Annotated in this window: 16 protein-coding genes and 1 pseudogene; 13 read left to right on the forward strand and 4 right to left on the reverse strand. The window is 67.2% G+C overall.

Features of this window, described 5'->3' with window-relative positions; all coding sequences use genetic code 11:
* Nucleotides 1–233, forward strand: a 233-nt coding sequence (locus MO486_RS00005) for a M4 family metallopeptidase (RefSeq protein WP_242903426.1), incomplete at its 5' end; no start/stop codon positions are given.
* Between the two features lie 1,014 nt (nucleotides 234–1,247).
* Here MO486_RS00005 and MO486_RS00010 read toward each other — a convergent pair.
* The 3 genes and pseudogenes from MO486_RS00010 to MO486_RS00020 all read right to left on the reverse strand — a co-directional run.
* Nucleotides 1,248–1,529: pseudogene (locus tag MO486_RS00010) on the reverse strand (aldo/keto reductase); the annotation flags it as partial.
* A 99-nt stretch (nucleotides 1,530–1,628) separates the two neighbouring features.
* Nucleotides 1,629–4,058 carry a glycoside hydrolase family 2 TIM barrel-domain containing protein gene (locus MO486_RS00015; RefSeq protein WP_242903428.1) on the reverse strand — a complete coding sequence of 810 codons (2,430 nt, stop codon included), beginning with the start codon at nucleotides 4,056–4,058 and terminating at the stop codon, nucleotides 1,629–1,631.
* Between the two features lie 133 nt (nucleotides 4,059–4,191).
* Entirely contained in the window at nucleotides 4,192–5,916 is a 1,725-nt protein-coding gene (locus MO486_RS00020; protein WP_242903430.1) for an IlvD/Edd family dehydratase, read from the reverse strand.
* Between the two features lie 167 nt (nucleotides 5,917–6,083).
* On the opposite strand from MO486_RS00020, the gene MO486_RS00025 reads away from it, so the two are divergent.
* Nucleotides 6,084–6,893 carry an SDR family oxidoreductase gene (locus MO486_RS00025; protein ID WP_345779187.1) on the forward strand — a complete coding sequence of 270 codons (810 nt, stop codon included), beginning with the start codon at nucleotides 6,084–6,086 and terminating at the stop codon, nucleotides 6,891–6,893.
* 21 nt (nucleotides 6,894–6,914) lie between these two features.
* Here MO486_RS00025 and MO486_RS00030 read toward each other — a convergent pair whose 3' ends face one another.
* Nucleotides 6,915–7,829, reverse strand: coding sequence for a LysR family transcriptional regulator (locus tag MO486_RS00030; protein ID WP_242903432.1), 915 nt, complete (start codon nucleotides 7,827–7,829; stop codon nucleotides 6,915–6,917).
* 230 nt (nucleotides 7,830–8,059) lie between these two features.
* Between MO486_RS00030 and araD1 the strand changes: the two genes are divergently transcribed.
* The 11 genes from araD1 (at nucleotide 8,060) to MO486_RS00085 (ending at nucleotide 25,192) form a co-directional block, all read left to right on the forward strand.
* A complete protein-coding gene (gene araD1, locus MO486_RS00035) occupies nucleotides 8,060–9,067 on the forward strand; it encodes an AraD1 family protein (protein WP_242903434.1) in 1,008 nt (335 codons plus the stop codon).
* Between the two features lie 29 nt (nucleotides 9,068–9,096).
* Nucleotides 9,097–10,533, forward strand: a complete 1,437-nt coding sequence (locus tag MO486_RS00040) for an aldehyde dehydrogenase family protein (RefSeq protein WP_242903436.1) — start codon at nucleotides 9,097–9,099, stop codon at nucleotides 10,531–10,533.
* Nucleotides 10,534–10,570: 37 nt separating this feature from the next.
* Nucleotides 10,571–11,533: an ABC transporter substrate-binding protein gene (locus MO486_RS00045; protein ID WP_242903438.1), complete on the forward strand. Its 963-nt coding sequence runs from the start codon at nucleotides 10,571–10,573 to the stop codon at nucleotides 11,531–11,533.
* A gap of 60 nt (nucleotides 11,534–11,593) precedes the next feature.
* Nucleotides 11,594–13,105 carry a sugar ABC transporter ATP-binding protein gene (locus MO486_RS00050; protein ID WP_242903441.1) on the forward strand — a complete coding sequence of 504 codons (1,512 nt, stop codon included), beginning with the start codon at nucleotides 11,594–11,596 and terminating at the stop codon, nucleotides 13,103–13,105.
* Nucleotides 13,102–14,169 carry an ABC transporter permease gene (locus MO486_RS00055; protein ID WP_242903443.1) on the forward strand — a complete coding sequence of 356 codons (1,068 nt, stop codon included), beginning with the start codon at nucleotides 13,102–13,104 and terminating at the stop codon, nucleotides 14,167–14,169. Before MO486_RS00050 ends, MO486_RS00055 begins: the two co-directional genes overlap by 4 nt.
* Nucleotides 14,166–15,167, forward strand: coding sequence for a galactofuranose ABC transporter, permease protein YjfF (gene yjfF / locus MO486_RS00060; protein WP_255745309.1), 1,002 nt, complete (start codon nucleotides 14,166–14,168; stop codon nucleotides 15,165–15,167). The genes MO486_RS00055 and yjfF overlap by 4 nt, the downstream gene beginning before the upstream one ends.
* A 34-nt stretch (nucleotides 15,168–15,201) precedes the next feature.
* Nucleotides 15,202–16,248 (forward strand): aldose epimerase family protein, encoded by a 1,047-nt coding sequence (locus tag MO486_RS00065; protein WP_242903445.1) that lies wholly within the window; start codon nucleotides 15,202–15,204, stop codon nucleotides 16,246–16,248.
* A gap of 272 nt (nucleotides 16,249–16,520) precedes the next feature.
* Entirely contained in the window at nucleotides 16,521–18,158 is a 1,638-nt protein-coding gene (locus tag MO486_RS00070; protein WP_242903447.1) for an alpha-L-fucosidase, read from the forward strand.
* Nucleotides 18,155–21,124: a TIM-barrel domain-containing protein gene (locus MO486_RS00075; RefSeq protein ID WP_242903449.1), complete on the forward strand. Its 2,970-nt coding sequence runs from the start codon at nucleotides 18,155–18,157 to the stop codon at nucleotides 21,122–21,124. The genes MO486_RS00070 and MO486_RS00075 overlap by 4 nt, the downstream gene beginning before the upstream one ends.
* Before the next feature lie 19 nt (nucleotides 21,125–21,143).
* Nucleotides 21,144–23,072 (forward strand): glycoside hydrolase family 97 protein, encoded by a 1,929-nt coding sequence (locus tag MO486_RS00080; protein WP_242903451.1) that lies wholly within the window; start codon nucleotides 21,144–21,146, stop codon nucleotides 23,070–23,072.
* A gap of 266 nt (nucleotides 23,073–23,338) precedes the next feature.
* Nucleotides 23,339–25,192, forward strand: coding sequence for a glycoside hydrolase family 9 protein (locus MO486_RS00085; RefSeq protein WP_242903454.1), 1,854 nt, complete (start codon nucleotides 23,339–23,341; stop codon nucleotides 25,190–25,192).
* Nucleotides 25,193–25,204: the final 12 nt, after the last annotated feature.

Consider the following 25,204-nt stretch of genomic DNA (forward strand, 5'->3'; position numbering starts at 1 on the left):
CCTGCGCCGCCGGCGACAGCAAGAACGCCACCGGCAACGGGTCGCTCACTGGCATCGGCCGCGCCGCGGCTGGCGCCATCTGGTACCGCGCCCTGACCGTGTACATGAGCTCGGGCACCACCTACCCGCAGGCACGAACCGCCACGTTGAACGCGGCCAGCGACCTGTACGGGGCCGGCTCGGCCGAGCGCGCCGCTGTCGCGGCTGCTTGGAGCGCTATCAACGTCAACTGATCGATCGCGGTACTCGCAATACCGGAACGGCCCGCGCAAGCGGGCCGATTCTTTTGGAGGAGGCGCAGGGGAGGGGACGCCTGCGGCCTTGGGGCGTCCGATGGCGCATTCCGTGGCGACGGGCGCCGCTAGCAGCTGCCGTTTAGGACCCACCCGTCCGTGGTACTTCGGTATCGCTGTCCATCAACGCAGCGTTCGTCGGCCTGAAGCGGTTCGTGCACCGACTTACGCCCTTGCTGCTCCAATTCACGTTCTCGCTGCGCACGGGTTTGCGCCGGTCCTGGCTCCGGAGCCATGTCAAAGAGCTTGGCAATCCCAGCCTTCGCTAGCTTGACCGCGTCATATCGATCACACGCCTTGATGATCAGTAGTCCAAGCACTACGCCGATTGCGATCTTGACGACAGAGAAGCCAGATCTTTGTTTCTTCGCCATTGCGTGGTTTCCCTGAGTCGTCCAGCCATCACCCGTGAGGTATGCGGGCGGCCACATAATAGTTGACGCCGCTTCGACGCAATCAAGCACAGGTTTATTGCCTGGCCTCGCTTTTCCCGCGACGCTCCCAAGGCCAGCCCGGCACCTACTCGGGGGAGAGTCGCCGAGATTCATGTGTCGGGCCGACCGGGGTATGTTGGCCGATGGGGACCCATCTAGCAGATCTGCCCGCCGAAGAGCGGCGGCATATCCTCGGCTTCGCGGCGATCGTTCGCGAGATATGCGCGGACAAGCGCTGGGAAGACGTCGAGCCCGTGCTAGCGGCAACGTGGACACAAATGCACAGAGGCAATGGACTTGCGTGGGAGCAAGTCTCTGCCAACGTGCGCAAGTCGTGCGATGGTTTGATTGGCTAGTTCGGGTTTCGCTTGTCGCGAGCCGAGAACAATAATCCCGACGACCATCGCGGATGTGCTCGCGCACGAGATCGCCAAGGCGGCAGTAATAGGCACAGTGGTTACGGTTGGCCCTCAGGCCAGCAGGGTGGTCGATCCCATGAGCTGCCGGGAGGTGGGAGTCGCTACTGCGCAGCAATTCCGTCAAGTGCGGTCACCGCGTCATCGGGCAGAACCAGATCCACGGCTGCGAGGTTCTCGTGCAGATGCTTCAACGACGAAGTACCCGGAATCAGCAAGACATTCGGCGAACGCCGCAACAGCCAGGCGAGGGCAACTTGCATCGGCGTCGCGTCTAGCTGCGCGGCGACGTCGGTCAGGGTGGACGACTGCAGCGGCGAGAACCCGCCGAGTGGGAAAAATGGCACGTAGGCGATGCCATCACGTGCCAGAGCGCACTCCACCAATCTGCCCCAGTTGTCCGCTATGGGTCGGAAGCGGACATCGAGCTAAGCGTCCGCTTCCGACCCATAGCGGACATGAATTCAGCCGAAGGGGACGGACCTTCAGAGCAGCCGGGGCGTGACCGTGTGCAGCCGCACTTGACGGGAGGGCAGGCCTTCCGCATCGATGTCGACGACGATGGGGCCGGCCTGGGCACCGGCGCGGACGACGGCAACCACCCGCCCGTGGAAGGTCTTCCGTTCGCCGGACTGGAAGCCGGACACGTCCACGGGATTCCCGTTGCCGATGCCGGCCAGCGTTGCCGCTCCGGTCACGCGCACACGTACCTGCCTGTCGTCCTCGCGAGCATAGACGGGGGTGCCGTCGGCGTCGTGCAGTTCCACCGCGACATAGGCCAGATCCTCACCATTGGCCGTGAGTTGCGACCGGTCCGCCGTAACCACGGCGGTGGTCGGCGTGCCTGCCGTGCGCAGTTCCCAGCGCCCGGCCTCGCGCCCATCGCGATAGCCCACGGCGAGCAGGCGCCCCGGTGCGTAGGGCACCTGATAGGTGGCCTTGTATTCGCTGTCCTCGCCGACCGGCTTGCGGCCCAGGCTCTTTCCGTTGAGGAACAGTTCCACTTCCGGAAATTCGGAATAGACCACCACCTCCTGGCGCCGGCCTTCCTGTCCCGGCCAGGTCCAACTGGGATGCACATCGTCCAGCGACCAGTCGAGGTGGGGCGGCACGATCGGGTACAGGTGACGGCCGGGCAGGTCCTCGGTGCCCTTGGGCTGCCTGACGAACGCGGATATGGGCGCCGCGCCTGTCTTCCAGACGACCTGGCGGTAATAGGCCGCCGGGCGCATGCGGCCGGTCGCGTCGATCTCGCCGCAGTACGCAAGGTGCCAAGGGTAGGGGCCGAGCTTCTGCCAGTCCTGGCTGTATCCCATCCAGCCGATGCCGGATTCCCCCAGGTAGTCCACCGCGGTCCAGACGAAGTCGCCGATCACCCACGGCATGCTTTCGACGGCACGCCAGTAGGAAAAGAGGTCCTTCGGCGTGGATTCGGCGGTGTACATCGTCAGTCGGGGAAGCCGCTCGTGCTCCTCGGCGAAGATGTGGGCGTGATAGTTGTAGCCGACAACGTCGAGTACCGCGGCCTGATTCGTGCTCCTCGGAGGGTCGGCGTTAATGGCCTGGGTGACGGGCCGCGTCGGGTCGAGCCGGCGCACGCGCTCGGCGAGCTTGCGGCCGGTCTCGACGCCCTCGGGCGTGCCGTCCTCGGGGATCTCGTTGCCGATGCTCCAGAACAGCACGCTGGGATGGTTGCGGCCACTGACGATCAGACTGTCGATGTCCTGCGACCAGTCTTCGGCGAAGAAGCGCGAATAGTCCTGCGGCCTCTTGCTCTTGTTCCAACTGTCGAACGCTTCGTCGATGACGAGCATGCCCAGTTCGTCTGCCGCGTCGAGCGTTGCCTGGCTGGCTGGATTGTGTGCGTTGCGGATGGCGTTGTATCCGGCGGCCTTCATCAGGGCGACCTTGCGGGCGTCCGCGTCGGGCGCGCCGGCGGCGCCGAGCATGTAGTTGTCGTGGTGGATGTTGCCGCCACGCAGCAACACGCGCCGGCCGTTGACGCGCAGGCCATTCGTGGCATCGAGGGAAATCGTGCGGACGCCGAAACGGGTCCGCCTCTCGTCGACGGTAGCGCCGCCGATGCGGATCTCCTGGACCAGTGTGTAGAGATCGGGGGAGTCCGGAGACCACAGGCGCGGCCTGGGCACGGCGAGTTCCTGCGACCGTTCGATGCGTGCGCCGGCGGGTATCGCATGCGTCTGTTCCGCTTTGGCAACCGTCTCGCCATTTGCCGAAACCACCTTGGCCACCCACTCGGCGGTCTGCGCCTTGCCTGATCGGTTGACGATGGTGGCGCTCACCGAAACCACGCCTCGCTCCTCGTTCGCCACCGGCGTGGTGACGAAGACGCTCTCAGGCTCGATGTGGACCGGATCGAGCAGCTCCAGGGCGACCGGCCTGATCAGGCCCGAGCCCGCATACCACCGCGAAGACGGATCGGGATGGTTGATGCGCACGGCGATGACGTTCCCGCCGGCGCGGACCTTGCCGGTCAGATCGACGGAAAAGGCGGTGTAGCCGTAGCGGTGCGTCTTGAGGTGTTCGCCGTTCACCCAGATGTCGGCGTCCATGTACACGGCTTCGAAGTTCAGCCGGACGATGCGGGAAGCCTCGTCCGGCGTGAGGACCAGATGTCGGCGGTACCAGCCGTCGCCGCCTGGCAGATAGCCCGAATCCTGGCCGCTGACGGTAGCGGGGTCGAACGGCGGGCTTCCGTCGGGCCTGCTCCCATCAGGTCTGTCCATGATCGAGAAGTCGTGCGGCACGACCACCCGGTGCCAGGAGCGGTCGTCGAACGCGGTCCGCTCCGCGCCTGCGGCTTCTCCGGCATGGAAGAGCCACTCCTGCGACAGGCTGCGGACTTCCGCCATGGCAGGACATGCGGCGATCGCCATGAGCAGCGCGGCCGCCAAGCGTCGACTCGTTGCCGAAATTGGTCTCATGGTGGTTCCTTCCCTCGTTCTGGCGCGCGCCTCGCGGCGATGGAAAGTCGCTTCCGGCATGGCGACGGCTCCAGGGGCTCTCCCCAGATGCGCCGCATTCCGATCAGTGCGAATCGCGGCCGACGGCATCGCCGCTGCCGCCCACCAGGATGTCGAGGTCGGCGCCGAGATGAGCTTGCTGCACGTGATCGACGTAGAGCCTGGCCCAGCCGCGCGCGGGGCGTGGCGCTTCGCGCCATTCGCCACGGCGGCGCTGCAGTTCGGCCTCGTCGACGTCCAGGTGCAGCCTGCGGCCGGGCACATCGAGTTCGACGAAGTCGCCGTCGCGCACCAGCGCCAATGCACCGCCGACGGCGGCCTCGGGCGAGACGTGCAGCACCACGGTGCCGTAGGCGGTGCCGCTCATCCGCGCGTCCGAGATGCGCACCATGTCGATGACGCCCTTGCGCAGCAGCTTCGGGGGCAGTGGCATGTTGCCCACCTCGGCCATGCCGGGATAACCGCGAGGGCCGCAGTTCTTCAGCACCATCACGCAGGTCTCATCGATGTCCAGCGTTTCGTCGTCGATGCGCGCCCTGAAGTCCTCGATGTTCTCGAACACCACCGCGCGCCCGCGGTGCCGCAGCAGGTGCGGCGAGGCCGCCGACGGCTTGACGACCGCGCCGTCGGGCGCGAGGTTGCCGCGCAGCACGGCGATGCCGGCCTCGGGTTTGAATGGCGCGTCGACGCTGCGTATGACCTCGCGGTTCCAGCACGGCGCCTCGGCGATGTTCTCACCGAGCGTGCGGCCGTTGGCGGTGATCGTGCCCAGATCCAGCTCGCCTGCGATCTCGTGCAACACCGCCGGCAGGCCGCCGGCGTAGTAGAAATCCTCCATCAGGTACTTGCCGGACGGCTTCAGGTTCACCAGGCAGGGCAGCTTCGAGCCGATGTCGTCCCAGTCCTGCAGCGTCAGCGGCACGCCCAGGCGCCCAGCCAGCGCCAGCAGATGCATAGCCGCGTTGGTGGAGCCGCCGATCGCGGCATTGGTGCGGATGGCGTTCGCGAACGCCGCGCTGGTGAGGATGCGCGACATCCGCAGGTCTTCCTCGACCATCTGCACGATGCGGCGGCCGGTGAGGTGCGCCAAGCGGAAGCGGCGCGAATCCACGGCCGGGATCGCGGCGTTTTCCGGCAGCGACATGCCCAGCGCCTCGACCATGCACGCCATGGTCGAAGCCGTGCCCATGGTCATGCAGCTGCCCTTGGAGCGCTGCATGCACGCTTCGGCTTCGACGAACTCCTCCTGACTCAACTGGCCGGCGCGCACCTTCTCGGACATCTGGATGACGCCGGTGCCCGAGCCGAGAGGGCGCCCACGCCAGTTGCCCGACAACGCCGGTCCGCCGGACAGGCCGATCGTGGGCAGGTCAACGCTGGCCGCGCCCATCAGCAGCGCCGGGGTGGTCTTGTCGCATCCCATCAGCAACACCACGCCATCGATGGGGTTCGCGCGTATCGATTCTTCGACGTCCATGCTGGCCAGGTTCCGGAACAGCATGGCGGTGGGCCGCATCTGGGTTTCGCCCAGCGACATCACCGGGAACTCCAGGGGGAATCCGCCGGCCTCGTAGACGCCGCGCTTGACGTGCTCGGCCAGTTCGCGCAGAGAACTATTGCACGGCGCCAACTCCGACCAGGTGTTGCAGATGCCGATGACCGGGCGCCCATCGAACACGTCGTGCGGAACGCCGAGGCTCTTGAGCCAGCTGCGGTAGTAGAAGCCTTGCTTGCCTTCGCGGCCGAACCACGCCTGACTGCGCCGAAGCGGCTTTTCGGGTGAGCCCATGGATGAAGCGATCCCCCGGAAAGGGAGTGCGGAACCGGATCCGCCGATCGTCCGGCGGCGCTTTACTGCGGTTGATGCTACAAGGCATATTGATGCTTCAAAAATAACGAAATTGCCGATTTCGATATCCATTCGGATATGGATCGCTCTCCAGCGGAGGACTCTGCGTGCATCGTTCCGACAACTCGACCGAGCCGACCCTGGGCGCGGCCATCGGCCAGGCGCTTTATCCCGAACTGCGCGGCCGCCGCGTGTTCGTCACCGGCGGAGGCAGCGGCATCGGCGCGGCACTGGTTGAGGCGTTCGCCCGTCAGGGCGCCCATGTCGCCTTCGTCGATGTGGCGGAGGAAGAGGGGCGGGCGCTGGTCGAGCGCATCGCTGCCGCCGGCTGGCCGCGGCCGTGGATGCGGCGCTGCGACGTCGTCGACGTGGCCGCGCTGCAGCAGGCGATCGCCGATGCGGCGGCCGAACTGGGCGATTTCCACGTGCTGGTCAACAACGTCGGCAGCGACGACCGCCACAGGCTGGCCGAGGTGACCACCGATGACTGGGACCGGCGCGTGGCGATCAACCAGCGGCCGGCGTTCTTCGCGATCCAGGCGGTCGTGCCGGGCATGCAGCGGCTCGGCGGCGGCTCGATCGTCAACCTGGGCTCCACCGGCTGGCAGACCAAGACCGGCGGCTATCCGGTCTACGCCAGCGCCAAGTCGTCGGTGAATGGGCTGACCCGCGGGCTGGCGCGCGAGCTGGGCGCCTTGCGCATCCGCATCAACGTCGTCACTCCGGGCTGGGTGATGACCGAGCGCCAGGTGCGCCTGTGGCTCGACGCGGAAGGCGAACGCGAACTGGCCCGCAACCAGTGCCTGCCCGACAAGGTCCTGCCGGAGGACATCGCCGCGATGGTGCTCTTTCTCGCTTCCGACCAGGCCCGGTCCTGCACCGCGCAGGAATACGTGGTCGACGCCGGCTGGTCCTGAGGGCGGCCGCTGCGCGGCCCGTCAGGTCCCGCGCCGCCTCTGTGCCTTCGGCGCGTAGATCCGGCCGGCGGCGTCCTTCAGGGTATCCAGCACGGCGCGCGTTCCTGGCGACAGCAGCCAATCGGTGCGGGTGATGAAGCCGAAGGAATCCATTCCGCACGAGAGCTCCAGCGGCACGATCTCGGCCATGCCGTGTTCGCCGTAGTGCCGGGCGACGTCCACCGGCACCACTGCGAGATGATCACTGTCTTGAAGCAGGCGAGGTAACAGGACCAGCGCGGCCGTGCCGATCATGCGCCGCGGCACCTCGAGCCCGGCGGACTGGAACATCAGCTCGAAGCGATGGCGCAGGATGCTGCCCTCCGGCGGCACCACCCACGAGGCAAGCGCCAGGTCCTGCAGCCGCGGTTTTTCCAGCGAAAGCAGCGGATGCCCGGGGCGGGCGATCGCGCAGACCTGTTCTTCGGCCACCGGCTCGTAGTGCAGGTGGCGTTTGTCGTGGCGTGCGAACAGGCGCCCGATCATCAGGTCGATCTTGTTGTGCGCCAGCTGATCCAGCAGCACATCGCTGCCGTCCACCACCAGCGACACGCGCAGGTCGGGGTACGCCTGGGAGACCCGGGCCAAGGCCGGCGGCAGCAAGGTCATGGCCGGCCCCGCGATGGCGCCGATCGCGACACTGCCAGCGTGCCCGGCCTTGAGTGCTTCGATCTCCGCGCCGGCTTCGCTGAGGCTGGAGAGGGCGATGCGGGCATGCCGGATCAGGCTTTCCCCGTACCACGTGGGACGCATGGCACGGGGCAGCCGATCGAAGAGCGAGACCCCGATCAGGTCCTCCAGGTCCTTGAGCAGCTTGGAGGCCGCCGGCTGCGTCATGTACAGCGCCTGCGCGGCGCGACCGACGGTGCCGTGTTCCTCGATGGCGATCAGCAGCATCAGCTGCCGGGTCTTGAGGTGGGCGCGGACGAACCAGGGTAACGTGGACACGGCTATTCCGATATCGATTTGGATATCGATAATGATGATTTATGTATTTGTAGCATATCCATCAAGCCCACAGAATAAGCGTCGTTGCCGCCGTCCGGCGGCTGCACTTCCGCCAGAAGGCGCGGGCGACCCGCTGTCGCCGGCCACGGGTGGGGAGCGGGCCCAGCAGGACGTAGACGATGCGACTGATCCAGCTTCTCGACGATGCCTCCGCGATGCGCGTGGGCGAGGTCTGCGCCGACGGACGCCAGGTGCGCCTGCTCGAGCAGGTTTCCTCGATGTACGAGCTGGTCAACGCGGCCATCGCTGCCGGGCTCGGCCTCGACGCCGTGGCCGCAGAATGGGGCGGCAACGTCCGGCTGGACTATGCCGGACTGCTGGAACAGGGGCGTGTGCTGACGCCGCTGCACCATCCCGATCCGGCCCACTGCCTGGTGACCGGCACGGGGCTCACCCATCTCGGCAGCGCCGCGGCCCGCGACGCGATGCATCGCAACCTCCAGCAGCAGGCCGAGGCGGGCACGCTGACTGACTCGATGAAGATGTTCCAGTGGGGCGTGGAGGGTGGCATTCCGCGCGATGGTCATCCGGGCGCGCAGCCGGAATGGTTCTACAAGGGCGACGGCGATATCGTCGCGGCCCCCGGCGCGCCGCTGGATTCGCCCGAGTTCGCGCTGGACGGCGGTGAGGAGCCGGAACTGGTCGGCCTCTATGTCATCGCCCCGGACGGCACGCCGCACCGCCTCGGCTTCGCCATCGGCAACGAGTTCTCCGACCACGTCACCGAGCGCCGCAACTACCTGTACCTGGCGCACTCCAAGCTGCGCGCCTGCGCGGTCGGCCCGGAACTGCGCACCGGTGAGCTGCCGCGCGACCTGCGCGGGACCAGTCGCATCCGCCGCGACGGCCGCGTGTTGTGGGAAAAGCCCTTCCTGACCGGCGAGGCCAACATGTGCCACTCGCTGGCCAATCTCGAATACCACCACTTCAAGTACGCCGCGCACCGCCGGCCCGGCGATGTCCACCTGCACTTCTTCGGCACGGCCACGCTGAGCTTCGCCGACCAGGTGGGCACGCGCGACGGCGACGTGTTCGAAATCGAACTGCCCGGGCTAGGCGCACCGCTGCGCAACCCCCTGCGTACCGTCGCCTCCGGCTTCGCGCTCGGCGGCGTGGCCGTGCGCTGAGCGCGGCGCGGGATCACCGGAGACGAGACATGGCGCATCAGTTCAAAAGCTATATCGATGGCCAGTGGGTCACCGGCAGCGGAGAGTCGGAGGACGAGAACCCTGCCGATCTGGCGGCGCCGGTCGGCACGTACGGCGTGCTGGACGCGGCGCAGGTGGCGCAGGCTGTAGACGCAGCTGCCGCGGCGCTGCCCGCCTGGTCGCTGGGTTCGCCGCAGCAGCGGGCGGACATCCTCGACCGGGTCGGCAGCGAGATCCTCGCGCGCAAGGAGGAACTGGGCAGACTGCTGGCGATGGAGGAAGGCAAGACCCTGCCGGAGAGCATCGGCGAAGCCGCGCGGGCAGGGCAGATATTCAAGTTCTTCGCCGGCGAGGCGCTGCGCATCCCCGGCGAGAAGTTGGCGTCCACGCGCCCGGGCGTGGATGTGGAGATCACCCGCGAGCCGGTGGGCGTGGTGGGCGTCATCGCGCCCTGGAACTTCCCGCTGGCGATCCCTGCCTGGAAGATCGCGCCCGCGCTCGCCTACGGCAATACCGCGGTGTTCAAGCCGGCGGAGATCGTTCCGGGCTGCGCTTGGGCCCTCGCCGACATCCTCGACCGGGCGGGGGTGCCGGCCGGCGTGTTCAACCTGGTGTTGGGCGCCGGCCGCGTCGTGGGCGCGGCGCTGGTGGCGCATCGCAAGCTCGACGCGCTGACCTTCACCGGATCTGTGCCGACCGGTCGCACGCTGCTGCGCCAGGCCGCAGAGCGCGGACTGAAGATACAGATGGAGATGGGCGGCAAGAACCCGCTGGTGGTGCTGGCGGACGCCGACCTGGACAAGGCCGTGGAATGCGCCGTCAACGGTGCTTACTTCTCCACCGGCCAGCGCTGCACCGCGTCCAGCCGCCTGATCGTGGAAAGCGCGGTGTACGAGGAATTCGCCGCGCGCATGCAGGAACGCCTGGCAAAGCTCACTGTTGGCGATCCGTTGCAATCGGGAATCGACATCGGCCCGGTCGCCAGCGGGCCGCAGCTGGACACCGACCTGTCCTACATCGGCATCGGCCGCGACGAAGGCGCCGAGCTGCTGTTCGGCGGCGAGCAGGTCGAATGCGCCACGCAGGGCCACTTCCTCGCCCCGACCCTGTTCGCCGCGAGGCCCGAGCACCGCATCGCGCGCGAAGAAATCTTCGGCCCGGTCGCCGCATTGATCCGGGCCGACGACTACGAGCATGCGCTGGCGTTGGCCAACGACACCGAGTTCGGCCTGTGCGCGGGCATCTGCACCAATTCGCTCCGCCACGCCACGCACTTCAAGCGCCATGCGCAGGCGGGCATGGTGATGGTCAACCTGCCCACCGCGGGCGTGGACCCGCACGTGCCGTTCGGTGGCCGTAAGGCGTCCAGCTATGGCCCGCGCGAACAGGGGCGCCATGCGGTCGAGTTCTACACTACGGTGAAGACCGCTTACACGGCGGCATGAAACCACCCACGGCATCGGTTCTTCGGGAGCGAAAGGCATGCGAAAGATCGTGATGATGTGCGCCGCGATGCTGGCGCTCTCGGCCTGCTCCGGCAGCGCGCCAGACGGCAGCGCAAGCAAGCCGATCACCGTGGGCTTCAGCCAGGTCGGCGCGGAAAGCGAATGGCGCAGCGCCAATACCGCATCGGTGAAGGCGGCGCTGGCTCCGCCGGAATTCCGGCTCAAGTTCTCCGATGCCCAGCAGAAGCAGGAAAACCAGATCAAGGCGCTGCGTTCGTTCATCGCCCAGCGCGTGGACGTGATCGCGTTCTCGCCAGTGGTCGAGTCCGGCTGGGAGACCGTGCTGCGCGAAGCCAGCGCCGCGCGAATTCCGGTAGTGCTGACCGACCGCGCGGTGAAGGTCAGCGACGACTCGCTGTACGCCACCTTCATCGGTTCGGACTTCGTCGAGGAAGGGCGCAAGGCCGGCCGCTGGCTGGTCGAGGACAGCAAGGGCAAGGCGGGACCGATCCGCATCGTCGAGCTGCAGGGCACGGTCGGCTCGGCGCCCGCCATCGACCGCATGAAGGGTTTCAGGGAAATCATCGATGCCGACAAACGTTTCGCCGTGGTGCGCTCGCAGAGCGGCGACTTCACCCGCGCCAAGGGCAAGGAAGTGATGGAAGCTTTCCTCAAGTCGCAGGGCCGCGACATCGACGTGCTGTTCGCCCACAACGACGACATGGCGATCGGTGCGATCCAGGCGATCGAGGAGGCGGGCCTGAAGCCGGGCCAGGACATCCGCATCGTCTCCATCGACGGCGTGCGCGGCGCGTTCGAGGCGATGAAGGCCGGCAAGCTCAATGCCACCATCGAGTGCAATCCACTGTTCGGCGAACAACTGGCGCAACTCATCCGCGACGTGAGCGCGGGCAGACCGGTGCCGAAGCGGGTGGAGGTCGAGGAAGGCGTATTCACCGCCGACCAGGCCGCTGCCGAACTGCCCAAGCGCAAGTACTGAGCGTCGCTACCCAAGTCGATGCAAATCGATTCTCCAAGCGCCAGGACTGCAGGCGATTCCATGGTGCTGCAGGCCGAAGGCCTGACCAGGCGCTTCGGCGAGACCTTGGCGCTGGATGACGTCGCCCTGACTCTGCGGACCGGCGAAGTGCATGCGCTCATGGGGCAGAACGGCGCCGGAAAATCGACACTCATCAAGCTGCTCACCGGCGCCGAGCGCGCTGACGCCGGAAGCATCCGCATCGACGGTCGCGCGATCGCCCCGGCCACGCCGCTCGATGCGCAGCGCGAGGGGATCAGCACGGTCTACCAGGAAGTGAACCTGTGTCCGAACCTGTCGGTGGCGGAGAACCTCTACGCGGGTCGGTTTCCCCGCAACCGGTTCGGACTGATCGACTGGCCGCGGGTGCGACGTGGTGCACGCGAGCTGATGGCGCAGCTGCACCTGGATGTCGACGTCGATTCGCTGCTGGGAAGCCATCCGGTGGCGGTGCAGCAGATGGTCGCGATCGCGCGCGCGTTGGGCGTGTCGGCGCGGGTGCTGATCCTCGACGAGCCCACGTCCAGTCTGGACGAAGGCGAGGTGCGCGAATTGTTCCGGGTGATGCGCCAGTTGCGCGAGCGCGGCATGGCGATCCTTTTCGTCACCCATTTCCTCGACCAGGTGTACGCGGTCAGCGATCGCATCACGGTGTTGCGCAACGGCAGGCGCGTCGGCGAATACACACCTTCCGAACTGCCGCAGTCGGCGCTGGTGACGGCGATGGTGGGGCGCGAAGTGGTCCTCGCGAAAGGCCATGCGCGCAGCGGCGCCATGGCCGAAGATGCACCGGTCGTGGCGGAGGCCGAAGGCCTCGGCCTTCGCGGCAGATTGCAACCGACCGACCTGCGCCTGCGCGCAGGCGAAGTGCTGGGGCTCGGCGGTCTGCTCGGCTCCGGCCGCACCGAACTGGCGCGGCTGCTGTTCGGGCTCGACAGGCCAGGGCAGGGCCGCCTGCGCGTGGCGGGTCGCGATGCCGCGTTCCGCGATCCGGCCGACGCGATCGCCGCGGGATTCGCGCTGTGCCCCGAAGAGCGCAAGACCGAAGGCATCGTCGCCGGGCTGTCGGTGCGCGAGAACATCATCCTGGCCCTGCAGGCGCGCATGGGACTGCGCCGCTTCCTGCCGCGCGCAAGGCAGGAGGAGCTGGCGCGACGGTTCGTCGATCTGCTTGGCATCGCGTCCGCGAGCATCGAGACACCGGTCGGCGCATTGTCGGGCGGCAATCAGCAGAAAGTCGTGCTGGCGCGTTGGCTGGCGACCGAGCCGACGCTGCTGATCCTGGACGAGCCCACGCGCGGCATCGACATCGCCGCCAAGCAGGAGGTGATGGCCGAAGTGGAGCGGCGCGCCGACGAGGGCATGGCGGTGTTGTTCATTTCCGCCGAGATAGAGGAACTCACCCGTCTGTGCGATCGCATCGCGGTGATGCGCGAACGCGCCAAGGCCGGGGAACTGCCGGGCGGCAGCGGCGCCGAGCAGGTGCTGGCGCTCATTGCCGGGCATGAAGCGGAAGCGGCGGGCGCGGCATGAAGACTGCTGTCACCATCGGTTTCGCGCAGCGCATGCGGGCCTTCGCCTTGCGGCCCCTGTTCTGGCCGCTGCTGACGCTTGCGCTGTTGCTCGCTGGCAACGGCCTGGTCAATCCGGAATTTCTTTCCCTGCAATGGCGCGACGGGCACCTCTACGGCAGCCTGGTCGACATCGCCAATCGTGCCGCGCCGCTGGTGCTGGTGTCGCTGGGCATGACCCTGGTGATCGCGACGCGCGGACTGGACATCTCGGTCGGCGCGGTTGCGGCGATCGCCGCAACCATAGCCGCCTGGACCCTGCTGCGGCTGCACGCGGGTGACGGCGATGCGCCGAGTCTGCAGCCGCTGTTCGCAGCGCTCGCCGCTGCGCTCGCAGTCGCTGCCGCGTGCGGTTTGTGGAACGGGCTGCTGGTGGTGAAGGCCGGCATGCAGCCGATCATCGCCACCCTGATCCTGATGGTCGCCGGGCGCGGCATTGCGCAACTCATCGGCAATGGCCAGATCCTCACCGTCTACAACGCGCCGTACTCGTATCTGGGCAACGGCTTCCTGCTGGGGCTGCCGTTCGCGTTGTTCGTGGTGGCTGCGACATTCGCGCTGCTGCACGTGCTGCTGCAGCGCACCGCGCTGGGTCTGTTCGTTCGCGCCATGGGCCACAATCCGCTCGCCGCGCACGTGGCCGGTGTGCGGACCAAGCGAATATCGCTGGCGCTGTACACGTTCTGCGGCTTCTGCGCGGGCCTGGCCGGCCTGCTGGTCAGTTCCAACGTTTCCAGCGCCGACGCCAACAGTGTCGGGCAGTTGATGGAACTGGACGCGATCCTGGCGGTGTGCCTGGGCGGCACCGCGCTGACCGGCGGACGTTTCAGCCTGGTGGGCAGCCTGCTCGGCGCGCTCATCATCCAGACCTTGACGTCCACCATCTACGCCATCGGCGTGCCGCCGCAGGTCAACCTGGTGGCGAAGGCGCTGCTGGTGTTCGCGGTGATGCTGCTGCAATCGGCCGAATTCCGCGGCAGCGTGCGCGGCTGGATGCGGCGCGTGGTTCCGGGAGGCGCGCGATGAGCGTCGTGCATCCGACATCCGCTGCCGGCGCACGTGACGCGCGTGCGTGGCGCGTCGCGGAACGGCTGCCGCTGCTGGTCACGGCAACGCTGTTCGTGGCGATGTCGGCGGGCGGCGGCGTGCTGTACGACGGATTCCTCTCGCCCCAGGTGTTCCTTAACCTGCTAATCGACAATGCCTTCCTGTGCATCGTCGCGGTGGGTCTGACCTTCGTCATCCTGAGCGGTGGCATCGACCTGTCGGTAGGCGCGGTGATCGCCTTCACCTCGGTGCTGTCTGCAACGCTGGTGCAGCAGCATGGCTGGCATCCACTCGCCGCCATACCGCTGGTGCTGGCGTTTGGTGCAGGCTTCGGCGCGCTGATGGGGACGCTGATCCGGTATTACCGGTTGCCACCCTTCGTGGTGACGCTGGCAGGGATGTTCCTCGCGCGCGGCGCGGCCACGCTGATCAGCGTGGACTCCATCAGCATCGAGCATCCCTTTTACACGGCGGTGGCGGCGCTGCGCATTCCACTGGGAGGCGGCGCCTCGCTGTCGTTCGGAGCGCTGGCGGCACTCGCGGTTGTGGCGGGCGGCGCGCTGCTCGCGAGCGCGACCCGTTTCGGCCGCACCGTGTACGCCATCGGCGGCAACGAGCAGTCGGCGTGGCTGATGGGGCTGCCGGTCGGTTCCACCCTGGTCGGCGTCTACGCGCTGAGTGGATTCTGTTCGGCGCTGGCAGGTGTGACTTACACCTTCTACATGCTCAGCGGCTACAGCCAGCACGCGATGGGCCTGGAGCTGGACGCGATCGCGGCGGTGGTGATCGGCGGCACGCTGTTGTCCGGCGGTAGCGGCCATGTGTTGGGCAGTTTCGTCGGCGTGCTCGTGCTCGGGCTGATCCAGACCCTGATCGTGTTCGACGGCACGCTCAGTTCCTGGTGGACACGCATCGCCATCGGCGTGCTGCTGCTGGCGTTCTGTCTGCTGCAACGCCTGCTGGTCGCTCGACGGTAATGGGCGGCCGCGTTTTTTCCCTACAGGACGCCAGATGAAACGCGATTTCGGAACACTGCCCGACGGACGGAAAGTCCATCTGCTTACGCTGCGCAGCGACGAAGGACTGGAAGCCGAAGTGCTCACCTATGGGGGCATCCTGCGCGCGCTGCGCCTGGATGCGGGCGGCAAGCCCGTGCCGCTGGTGCTGGGCCTGGACGACCTGCCTGCGTACCTGGCCGACTCGGTGAACCTGGGCCGGCTGGTCGGCCGTTGCGGCGGACGGATTGCGCACGGCCGCTACGAACACGACGGCAGGACACATCGACTCAGCATCAACGACGGGCGCCATCATCTGCACGGTGGCAGCGGAGGATTCGGCCAGCGTTTGTGGCGCGTGGACGAGCAGGACGTCGATCGTGTGCGCTTGACTTGCACGCTAGAAGACGGCGAGGACGGCTATCCAGGCCGTCTGGAAGCGAGTGTCGAATTCCGCCTGCAAGGCACGACGCTCCATCTCGCGTACACGGCACGTTGCGATGCGGCCACGCCGTTCGACCCGACCTATCACCCGTACTTCAATCTGGCCGGCGACCCCACCGTGCCCGCGGCGGAGCAACTGTTGCAGGTGCTGGCCGACTGCTATCTGCCGCTGGACGCCGAACTGATCCCGCTGGGGGAAATCGCCCGCGTGGACGACACGCCGTTCGATTTTCGCCGACCGACGACGCCGGCCCGCAACACCGACCGGACGCATCCGCAGATACTCATGGGCAAGGGCTACGACCACTGCCTGGTACTGGCCGGCGACGCCGACTGCATCGCGAAGTTGTACTCGCCGCATAGCGGCGTGGCGATGCGGCTGTCGAGCGACGCTCCGGCGGTGGTGTTCTACGAAGGGCAGATCCTCGACGCCCATCATCCCCGGCTCGGCCGTGGCGTGTGCCTGGAGCCGCAGGGATTTCCTGATGCGCCAAACCACCCGGGGTTTCCCGACGCAATCCTGCAGCCGGGTGAGCAATACGTGCGCCGTATCGCCTACCGCTTCGCCTCCATCGCGCCGGGCAGCGGCTGGGAGCAGGCCATGGCGGCCCTGATTTGAGCCGTCAGCAACCAGCGACGCATTCTTCGCGGTCCAGTCGGTGGTGGGTGCCGGGCATGCCAGCGCTTGGGAGGACACGATCAGCTCCTCCAGGTTCTTGAGCGGCTTGGAGCCTGCCGACTGCGACATGTTCAGTGCCTCCCTGGCACGGTGGGCGTTGCCGTGTTCTCTATATCGATTCGTATATCGATAATGATGTTTTAGGTATTTGTGGCATATGCATGCAGCCCGCAGAATCAAGCGCGTTGCTGCCTTCCGACGGATGCCTGCCCATGAAGCTATCTCGTCGCTCATTTATCCAATCCACGGCCGCGGTGGCCTCGCTTCCCTTGTGGGGGGCAAGTGCCGCGGCGCTCGCGCCCGCCTTCTCGCCGACCTGGGATTCGCTGGTCGACGGCTACCGCACGCCCGACTGGTTCCGCGACGCCAAGTTCGGCATCTGGGCGCATTGGAGCGCGCAATGCGTGCCCGAGATGGGCGACTGGTACGGGCGCCACATGTACATCCAGGGCAACTGGCAATACGAGCATCACCTGAAGACCTATGGTCACCCCACCAAGGTCGGCTTCATGGAGATGCAGAACCGCTGGAAGGCCGAGAACTGGGATCCTGACGCGCTGCTCGACCTGTACGTGAAGGCCGGCGCGAAGTACTTCGTCGCGCTCGCCAACCACCACGACAACTTCGACAACTACAACTCCCGTTACCACGGCTGGAACAGCGTGCGCGTGGGCCCCAAGCGCGACCTCATCGGCATCTGGGCCAAGGCCGCGCGCGCACGCGGCCTGCGATTCGGCGTCAGCAACCACGGGGCGCACGCCTGGCACTGGTTCCAGACCGCCTATGGCTACGACCCCGAAGGCCCGTATGCAGGCCAGCGCTACGACGCCTTCCACCTGACCAAGGCCGATGGCCGCGGCACCTGGTGGGAAGGCCTGGATCCGCAGCAGCTCTACACCGGCCGCAGCATCGTGATGCCCGACGGCTTCAGGACCGCCCGCGCGGCCAGCGCCTGGCACGACGAGAACACGCGCTTCTGGGACGAAAAGCCGCCGCTGCAGAATCCGGCGTTCGTGCGCGAATGGTTCCTGCGCTGCCGCGACCTGATCGACAGCTACCGCCCCGACCTCGTGTACTTCGACAACTCCGGCCTGCCGTTGGGGCAGGCGGGCCTGGACATCACCGCCCACTACTACAACGCCAGCATGGCCTGGCACGGCGGCAAGCTGGAGGCGGTGGTCAACGCCAAGGTGTTGCCGCCCGAGCGCCGCGCCGGCGTGGTGGAAGACGTGGAACGCGGCTTCCGCGAAGGGATCGAGCCGCTGCCATGGCAGACCGACACCTGCCTGGGCGACTGGCACTACAACCGCTCCACCTTCGACAACCACCACTACAAGTCGGCGACGACGGTGATCCACCGCCTGTGCGACATCGTCTCCAAGAACGGCAACCTGCTGCTGTCGGTGCCGCTGCGCGGCGATGGCACCATCGATTCGGACGAGCGCAAGATCCTGGACGAAATCGCCGCGTGGATGGGACGCAACGGCGAGGCCATCCACGGCACGCGGCCCTGGCGCACGTTCGGCGAGGGGCCCACGCGCGTGGCCGGCGGCATGTTCAGCGAGGGCCAGTCGCAGGCGTTCACTGCCGAAGACATCCGCTTCACCACCAAGGACGGCGCGCTCCATGCCATAGCGATGGGCTGGCCGCGCGACGGGGTGCTGCGCATCGCGTCGCTGGCGGAGGAGTCGGCGTTGGCGCCGGGTGTCATCGAACGCGTCGAGGCGCTCGGGTCGACTGACAGCCTGTCGTTCACGCGCAGCCGCACGGGCCTGGAAATCAGGTTGCCGTCCGGTCTCGCCGGACAAGCGGCGATCGCGCTGAAGTTGAGGGGACCGGGGCTCGCATGAGCATCGGCCCAGGCGTTTCGCGGATGATCCGCTCGCTCGCTCGCCGCACGTTCGTCGGAAGCCTCGTGGGTGTCGCGCTGGCCGGCGCCGGGATGGCACGCGCTGCAGAGCTGCCGAGCGCGTTCGATGCAGCGGGCCAACTGCAACGGCTGCCCGTCGACGCACGCGCCGGCTTCGGATGGCTACGCACGGAAGGCGGCATCCAGTTCCAGGTGAACCGTACCGTCAAAAGCGTGCTCTTCTACGGCGACGGCGTCGTGCGCGTCTCGGCGCACAAGGGCGAGACGTATACGAAGCAGCCAAGTCTGGTCGTCGTGGCGTCGCCGCAGGCGCCACAACTGGACATTGCAGAATCCGCCGACGCGCTCACCGTCGCCGCGCCTGGGCTGCGCGTCGTCGTCGACAAGCGCACGGGGACTGTCGCGTTCCAACGACCCGACGGAACGCCGCTGGTCCGCGAGCAGGAGGCGCCTGTGCTCACGCCGGGCACCGAACCCTCGGGAACCACGACGTATGCCATCGAGCAGCGCTTCGCACTGGCGACGGACGAATCGCTCTACGGCCTGGGCCAGTACAACGAGCCGTACATGGACTACCGCGGCCGCGAAGTGCTGATGGTGCAAACCAACATCGGCATCGTCGTGCCATTCCTGGTGTCGACGCGCCGCTATGGCCTGCTGTGGGACACGTATTCGAAGACGACGTTCGCCGACGGCCCGCAAGGCATGGCCTTGCGTTCCGAAAGCGCGCCCGCCGGAGTCGACTACTACCTCGTGGCCGGCGACACGATGGACGAGGTGATCGCCGGCTACCGCCACCTCACCGGCGCCGCGCCGATGTTCCCGAAATACGCGTTCGGGCTCTTCATGAGCAAGGAACGCTATGCCACGCAGCAGCGCCTGCTGGAAGTGGCGCGGCGCTTCCGCCGTGAGCGCTTCCCGCTGGACGTCATCGTGCAGGACTGGCAGTACTGGGGTGGAGAGAAGAACGGCCAGTGGGACGGCAACTGGAGCGGCATGGTCTGGGACCGCGAGCGCTACCCGGACCCCGCCAGCATGGTGCGCACTCTGCACGATGATCTGCACACTCGGCTGATGGTGTCGATCTGGCCGTCGATCGGCAACGACACCGCGCTCGCGAGTGAGCTCGATGCCAGCGGATTGCGTTTCGAGCCGCTGCACTGGATTTCCAAGCGGGCGCGCATCTACGACGCCTTCAGTGACGAAGGCCGAGCCATCTACTTCAAACACCTGAAGAAGGGCCTGCTCGACCTCGGCGTCGACGCGCTGTGGATGGACGGCACCGAGGTGGAAGTGGGCGGTGCCGCGCACGATCCGGCCGAGGTGGAGGCCGACATCAAGCGCCTGGGCCGCACTGCAATGGGCGACTTCGGGCGCTACCTCAACGTCTACAGTCTGTTGACGACGCGCGGCGTCTACGAAGGTCAGCGCGCGAGCGCCGACCTCGGCGACAAGCGCGTCGTCACGCTCACCCGTTCCGCCTGGGCTGGGCAGCAGCGCTATGCCGCAATGCCATGGTCGGGCGATACCACGGCCAGCTGGGCCGCGCTGCGCGCGCAGATCGCCGGCGGATTGAACGTCTCGATGGCCGGCCTGCCGTACTGGACGCAGGATACCGGCGGCTTCTTCGTCAACGCGCCCGGCGGCGAACGCGACCCGGCCTACCGCGAACTGTTCGCGCGCTGGAACCAGTTCGGCATCTTCAATCCGATCTACCGCATCCACGGCACCTCGATCGAGCGCGAGCCGTGGACGTTCAAGGCACTCGATCCGGCGGTGTACCGCTCGATCCACAGCGCCGCCGAGCTGCGCTACCGCCTGTTGCCCTACATCTACAGTCTCGCCTGGGCCAGCACGCGCGACGGCTACACGATGATGCGCGGCTTGGCGATGGACTTCCCGGACCAGCTGGCACTGCGTGAGGTGGACGACACCTACATGTTCGGCCCGGCGTTCCTGGTGCAGCCGATCACGAAGCCGATGTTCAACGCCGAACTGCCGCCGCCGCCCACGGTGCCGGCGGCGCAGCTGCGCACGCCCGGCGGTCAACCGGGACTCGAACTCGAGTACTACCGCGGCATGAACTTCGAGCGGCTCGTCAGCCGCACGGTCGACACGCAGGCCGAACATCATTGGCCCGACCCGCCGCTGGGCAGCGTGCCGCCCGGCCTGGACGGGCTGCAGAACTTCTCGGCGCGCTGGCAAGGCCAGATCGTCGCCGCCGAAGACGGCGAGCACGAGATCGGCGTCGAAGGCGACGACGGCTTCCGCGTCTGGCTCGACGACAAGCTCGTCGTCGAAGACTGGAAGGAATCCGGCGCGCGTTTCGCAGGAGCGCGTGTCGTGCTGCGCAAGGGGCAGATGGTGCGCGTGCGCATCGACTACTTCCAGAAGGGCGGCGGCCGGGTGATGCGGCTGGCGTGGCGCACGCCGCGCGAACGCAGCGAACTCGCGCAGCGCCAGCAGCAGCTCGATCTTCGGCAGGCCACGCTGCTGCCGGCGGGAACCGACTGGTACGACTTCTGGACCGGCCAGCGCCACGCGGGCGGCGCCAATGCCACGCGGCGCTATGCGATCGACGAGTTCCCGCTCTTCGTACGCGCCGGCTCGATCGTGCCGTTGGGTCCGGTGGTCCAGTACGCCGGCGAGCAGCCCGATGCGCCCTACGAGATCCGCATCTATCCCGGCGCCGACGGCCGCTTCACCCTCTACGACGACGACGGCGAGACCTATCGCTACGAGAAGGGCGAGTACGCCACCGTCGCGCTCGCCTGGGACGAGGCGCAGCGGACGCTACGCATCGGCACGCGCGAGGGCGCTTACCCCGGGATGAGCGAGCAGCGAACGCTGAAGGTGCGGCTGATGCCGGCGCACCCGGGCGAGCGCGTCCAGACGAAGACGGTGCGCTTCCGCGGCGCGCCGGTCGAACTTCACTTCACGCCATGAAAGACAGGCAGGTCATTCCATGAAGACGCACAAGAGCTTGTCCGCCGCGATCGTCGCACTCTGCTGTGCTGCAGCGACGGCACCCGTAATCGCCGGCGAGCAAACCGTCGCATCGCCCAGCGGCGATGCGGTCATCCGCATCGAGGACGACGGCAGCAATTTCTCGGTGCGCTGGCGCGGCGAAACCGTCGTCGCCGCGTCGCCGCTGGGACTGGAACTCGACGGCGCCCCCGCGTTCGGCACGCTGGCGCTCGAACGCCGCGAGGACACCGAGATCGACCGCAAGATCCCGCTGATCGCGACCAAGGCCTCGGTCGCGCACGACCACTACCGCGGCGCCACGCTGACCTTCCGCGAGACCGGCGCGCCCGCGCGCAGGCTCGCGATCGACGTGCGCGCGTACGACGACGGCGTCGCATTCCGCTACCGCATCGACACGACGCAGCCCGTGCAACTGCGCGGCGAGCGCACGGCCTTCGTGCCCGCGGGCGATCCTTCCTGCCTGGTCACCCCGCGCGACTATGGCGCGCATGAAATGCCCTTCGAACGTCTGCGCATCTCGCAGTTGAAGGAAGACGTCGCCTACGACGTTCCGGTCGTGTGCGCCGCACCGTCGGGACGCGCTCATTACGCGATCACGCAGGCGCATCTGCAGGGCTACACCGGCGCTTCGTTGCGGCGCGAGGGGGCGGGACTGCGTGTGCATCTGTCGGCCGTTCCCAAGCGACAGGGCCCGGCCTACACCTCGCCGAGCGGGCTGACCACGGCCTGGCGCGCCATCCTGCTGGGCGACCGCGCCGGCGAATTGATCGAGTCGCACCTGGTTGGCAATCTCAATCCGCCGCCCGAGGGCGACTTCGGCTGGGTGAGGCCCGGCAAGGCGGCGTGGGACTGGTGGTCGGGCCCGCTGGAAGGCGTGAAGCCTGATCTGGCAACGTACAAGCGCTTCATCGACTTCGCCGCCGAATCCGACTTCCCCTATTACCTCATCGACGCCGGCTGGTCCTGGGGGGCGGGTCCCTGCTGCGATCCACTGCCCACTACCGACATCACCCGCGCCGCCGAAGGCATCGACATGCCGGCGCTTGTGCGCTACGCCGCCGACAAGGGCGTGGGCCTGCTGTTGTGGGTGCACTGGGAGCATCTGGGGCCGCGCATGGACGAGGTGCTGGACACCTACGCGCGCTGGGGCATCAAGGGCGTCAAGGTCGATTTCATGAATCGCGACGACCAGGACATGGTCGCGTTCTACCAGCGCCTCGCCGCTGCGACCGCCAAGCGGCACCTGCTCCTGGATATGCACGGCGCCTATGTGCCCGCCGGTCTTCAGCGCACCTATCCCAACTACATCACTCAGGAAGGCGTGCTCGGCGCCGAGTGGAACAAGATGGACAAGCGCATCACACCGCAGCACAACCTGATGCTGCCGTACACCCGCATGCTGACCGGCCCGATGGACTACACGCCGGGCGGCTTCCGCAACGTTGCGCCGCACGAGTTCGAGGTGCGCGCTTCGATGCCGCTGACCCGGACCACACGCGGCCAGGCGCTGGCGATGTACGTCGTCTACGACAGCCCGTTGCAGATGGTGTCGGACGCTCCCGAGGCGTATCGCGACGCCGCCGGTTTCGAGTTCATCAAGCGCGTACCCACCGCGTGGGACGAAACGCAATTTCTCTCGGGCGAACCCGGACGCGACATCGTGCTGGCGCGGCGCTCGGGCACGGCGTGGTACATCGGTGCGATGACCGCCGACGAGGGGCGCACTGCACGCGTCGCTTTGCAGTTCCTGCCCACAGGCCGGTACCGCGCGACGGTGTGGCAAGACGGCAAGGCGCCCAACGAAGTGCTGCGTAGCGAGCGCATCGTGACGGCGCGCGACGTCCTCGACTTGCTTCTATCGCCTGCTGGCGGCGCCGCGGTGATCCTGGAGCCGACCGACCAATGATCAGGTGCACTGGAGTGGAACCGGCGATGACGCGACGGCATTTGCGGCGCATGGCGATCCTGTTCGCTCTGTTCGGCGTGGTGGCCGGCCTGCCGGCCTGCGTAGGTAGCAGTAGTACGCCGTCACCACGCGCACGCGTATCCGCGACCGCGCCCACATCCGCGACCGCCCTTGTATCCGTGTCGACGACGGTGTCCGCGCACGGAGCCGGAGCCGCCGAGGAACCTGTCTCCCCGGCGCGCCGAACGGGAGGCGCACTCCCACCGATGTTGATCGACCTTATCGGCAACGGCCCGTTCATCGCGGTCGATCAGTTCGGCTATCTGCCCGGCCTGAAGAAGGTGGCTGTACTGCGCGACCCAGCAGAGGGCTACGACAGCGCGGACCAGTACGTGCCGGGCCCGATGCTGCAAGTGGTGAATACGGCGATGAATACCGTGGTGTTCAGCGGTTCGCCCACGCCATGGCACGGCGGCGCCGTCGACGCCTCGTCCGGCGATCGCGTCTGGCATTTCGATTTCAGTGCCGTCACCGCGCCCGGCACCTACGAGGTGGTGGACGTGGCGCGCAACGTCCGATCGGCCCGCTTCGAGATAGGCGCGAACGTGTACCGGCCGGTGTTGGTGCAGGCGGTGCGCACCTTCTTCTACCAGCGAGCCGGCCACGCCAAGCTTGCGCAGTACGCGGGAACCCGGTGGGCCGACGGCGCGAGCCATATCGGTCCGTTGCAGGACACCCAGGCGCGCCGCTACGACGCGGCCGGCGATGCATCGACCCAGCGCGACCTGCATGGCGGCTGGTACGACGCCGGCGACTTCAACAAGTACACCAGTTGGGGCGCAGGCTACGTCGTCGATCTGCTGCATGCCTACAGCGAGAGCACCTCGGTGTGGACCGACGACTTCAACCTCCCCGAATCCGGCAACGGCGTGCCCGATGTGCTGGACGAGGTGAAGTGGGGACTGGACTGGCTGGTGCGGATGCAGAACGACGATGGCTCCGTGCTGTCCATCGTGGGCTTGGCGTCGGCCGATGGAGGCGGCCGGCCCTCGGCCGCTACCCGGCAGAGCCTGTACGGCAATGCGAGTACTTCGGCGACGCTGGCTTCCATCGCGGCCTACGCCTACGGCGCAAAGGTGTACGCCTCCTTGAACATGCCGGCCTACGACGCCTACGCCGCCGACCTGAGGCTGCGTGCGCAGCGGGCATGGGATTGGGCCGTCGCCAATCCCAACGTGATCTTCTACAACAACGATGCGTCACGCGGTACCGCAGGCCTTGGGGCAGGGCAGCAGGAAACCGACGACGCGGGCCGTGCGCGATTACGCCTGGTCGCGGCGGTGTATCTGTACGCCCTGACCGGCGATGCCACCTACCGCAGCTACGTCGATAGCCACTACACCGAAGTACCGATGTTCTCGTCCTGGTGGCTGTCGCCCTACGACGCCGGCGTGAACCGGCCGCTGCTGTACTACGCATCGCTGCCGGGCGCGACGGCCAGCGTGGCGGCAAACATACGCAACCGCTATACCGAGTTGTGGGAACGGGCCGACTATGCGGGCTGGGGCGCCATCGCCGCGCAGCGCGATCCCTATCGCGCCCATCTCGATGGTTACGTCTGGGGCAGCAACGGGATCAAGGCGCAGATGGGCGGCATGTTCGCCGACCAGGGGCTGTACGGCTTGAGCCAGCACAGTTCCGTGGAAATCGCCGACGCGGGTGCGGCGTACCTGCACTACCTGCACGGCGTCAACCCGCTGGGCAAGGTGTATCTGTCGAATATGGGCGCTTACGGCGCGGAGAACTCGGTCGACCAGTTCTTCCACTCATGGTTCGCCGATGGCACCCCGTGGGATAGCGTGCGGGACTCGCAATACGGTCCCGCGCCCGGCTTTCTCGTGGGTGGCCCCAACAATACGCAGTACGACTGGGACAGCCGCTGCCCCGGCATATCGCCGAGGTGCGGATCTACGCGGCCCTCGCCGCCGTACGGCCAACCGGGGCAGAAGGCATACAAGGACTTCAACGACGGCTGGCCGTTGAATTCCTGGCCGATCACCGAGAACTCCAACGGCTACCAGGCGACTTACATCCGGCTGTTGGCCCGGTACACGAAGTAGCGCGCCGCAGTC

Source organism: Lysobacter sp. CFH 32150, from assembly GCF_022758295.1.
Classification (GTDB): Bacteria; Pseudomonadota; Gammaproteobacteria; order Xanthomonadales; family Xanthomonadaceae; genus CFH-32150.

Excerpts from the sequence above, each read along its gene's own strand:
- MO486_RS00030 (WP_242903432.1), bottom strand. The coding sequence starts at position 7,829 with ATGCTGCTGATCGCCATCGAGGAACACGGCACCGTCGGTCGCGCCGCG.
- MO486_RS00070 (WP_242903447.1), top strand. The coding sequence starts at position 16,521 with ATGAAGCTATCTCGTCGCTCATTTATCCAATCCACGGCCGCGGTGGCC.
- MO486_RS00045 (WP_242903438.1), top strand. The coding sequence starts at position 10,571 with ATGCGAAAGATCGTGATGATGTGCGCCGCGATGCTGGCGCTCTCGGCC.
- MO486_RS00055 (WP_242903443.1), top strand. The coding sequence starts at position 13,102 with ATGAAGACTGCTGTCACCATCGGTTTCGCGCAGCGCATGCGGGCCTTC.
- MO486_RS00075 (WP_242903449.1), top strand. The coding sequence starts at position 18,155 with ATGAGCATCGGCCCAGGCGTTTCGCGGATGATCCGCTCGCTCGCTCGC.
- yjfF (WP_255745309.1), top strand. The coding sequence starts at position 14,166 with ATGAGCGTCGTGCATCCGACATCCGCTGCCGGCGCACGTGACGCGCGT.
- MO486_RS00040 (WP_242903436.1), top strand. The coding sequence starts at position 9,097 with ATGGCGCATCAGTTCAAAAGCTATATCGATGGCCAGTGGGTCACCGGC.
- MO486_RS00085 (WP_242903454.1), top strand. The coding sequence starts at position 23,339 with ATGTTGATCGACCTTATCGGCAACGGCCCGTTCATCGCGGTCGATCAG.
- MO486_RS00065 (WP_242903445.1), top strand. The coding sequence starts at position 15,202 with ATGAAACGCGATTTCGGAACACTGCCCGACGGACGGAAAGTCCATCTG.
- MO486_RS00020 (WP_242903430.1), bottom strand. The coding sequence starts at position 5,916 with ATGGGCTCACCCGAAAAGCCGCTTCGGCGCAGTCAGGCGTGGTTCGGC.
- MO486_RS00050 (WP_242903441.1), top strand. The coding sequence starts at position 11,594 with ATGGTGCTGCAGGCCGAAGGCCTGACCAGGCGCTTCGGCGAGACCTTG.
- araD1 (WP_242903434.1), top strand. The coding sequence starts at position 8,060 with ATGCGACTGATCCAGCTTCTCGACGATGCCTCCGCGATGCGCGTGGGC.
- MO486_RS00080 (WP_242903451.1), top strand. The coding sequence starts at position 21,144 with ATGAAGACGCACAAGAGCTTGTCCGCCGCGATCGTCGCACTCTGCTGT.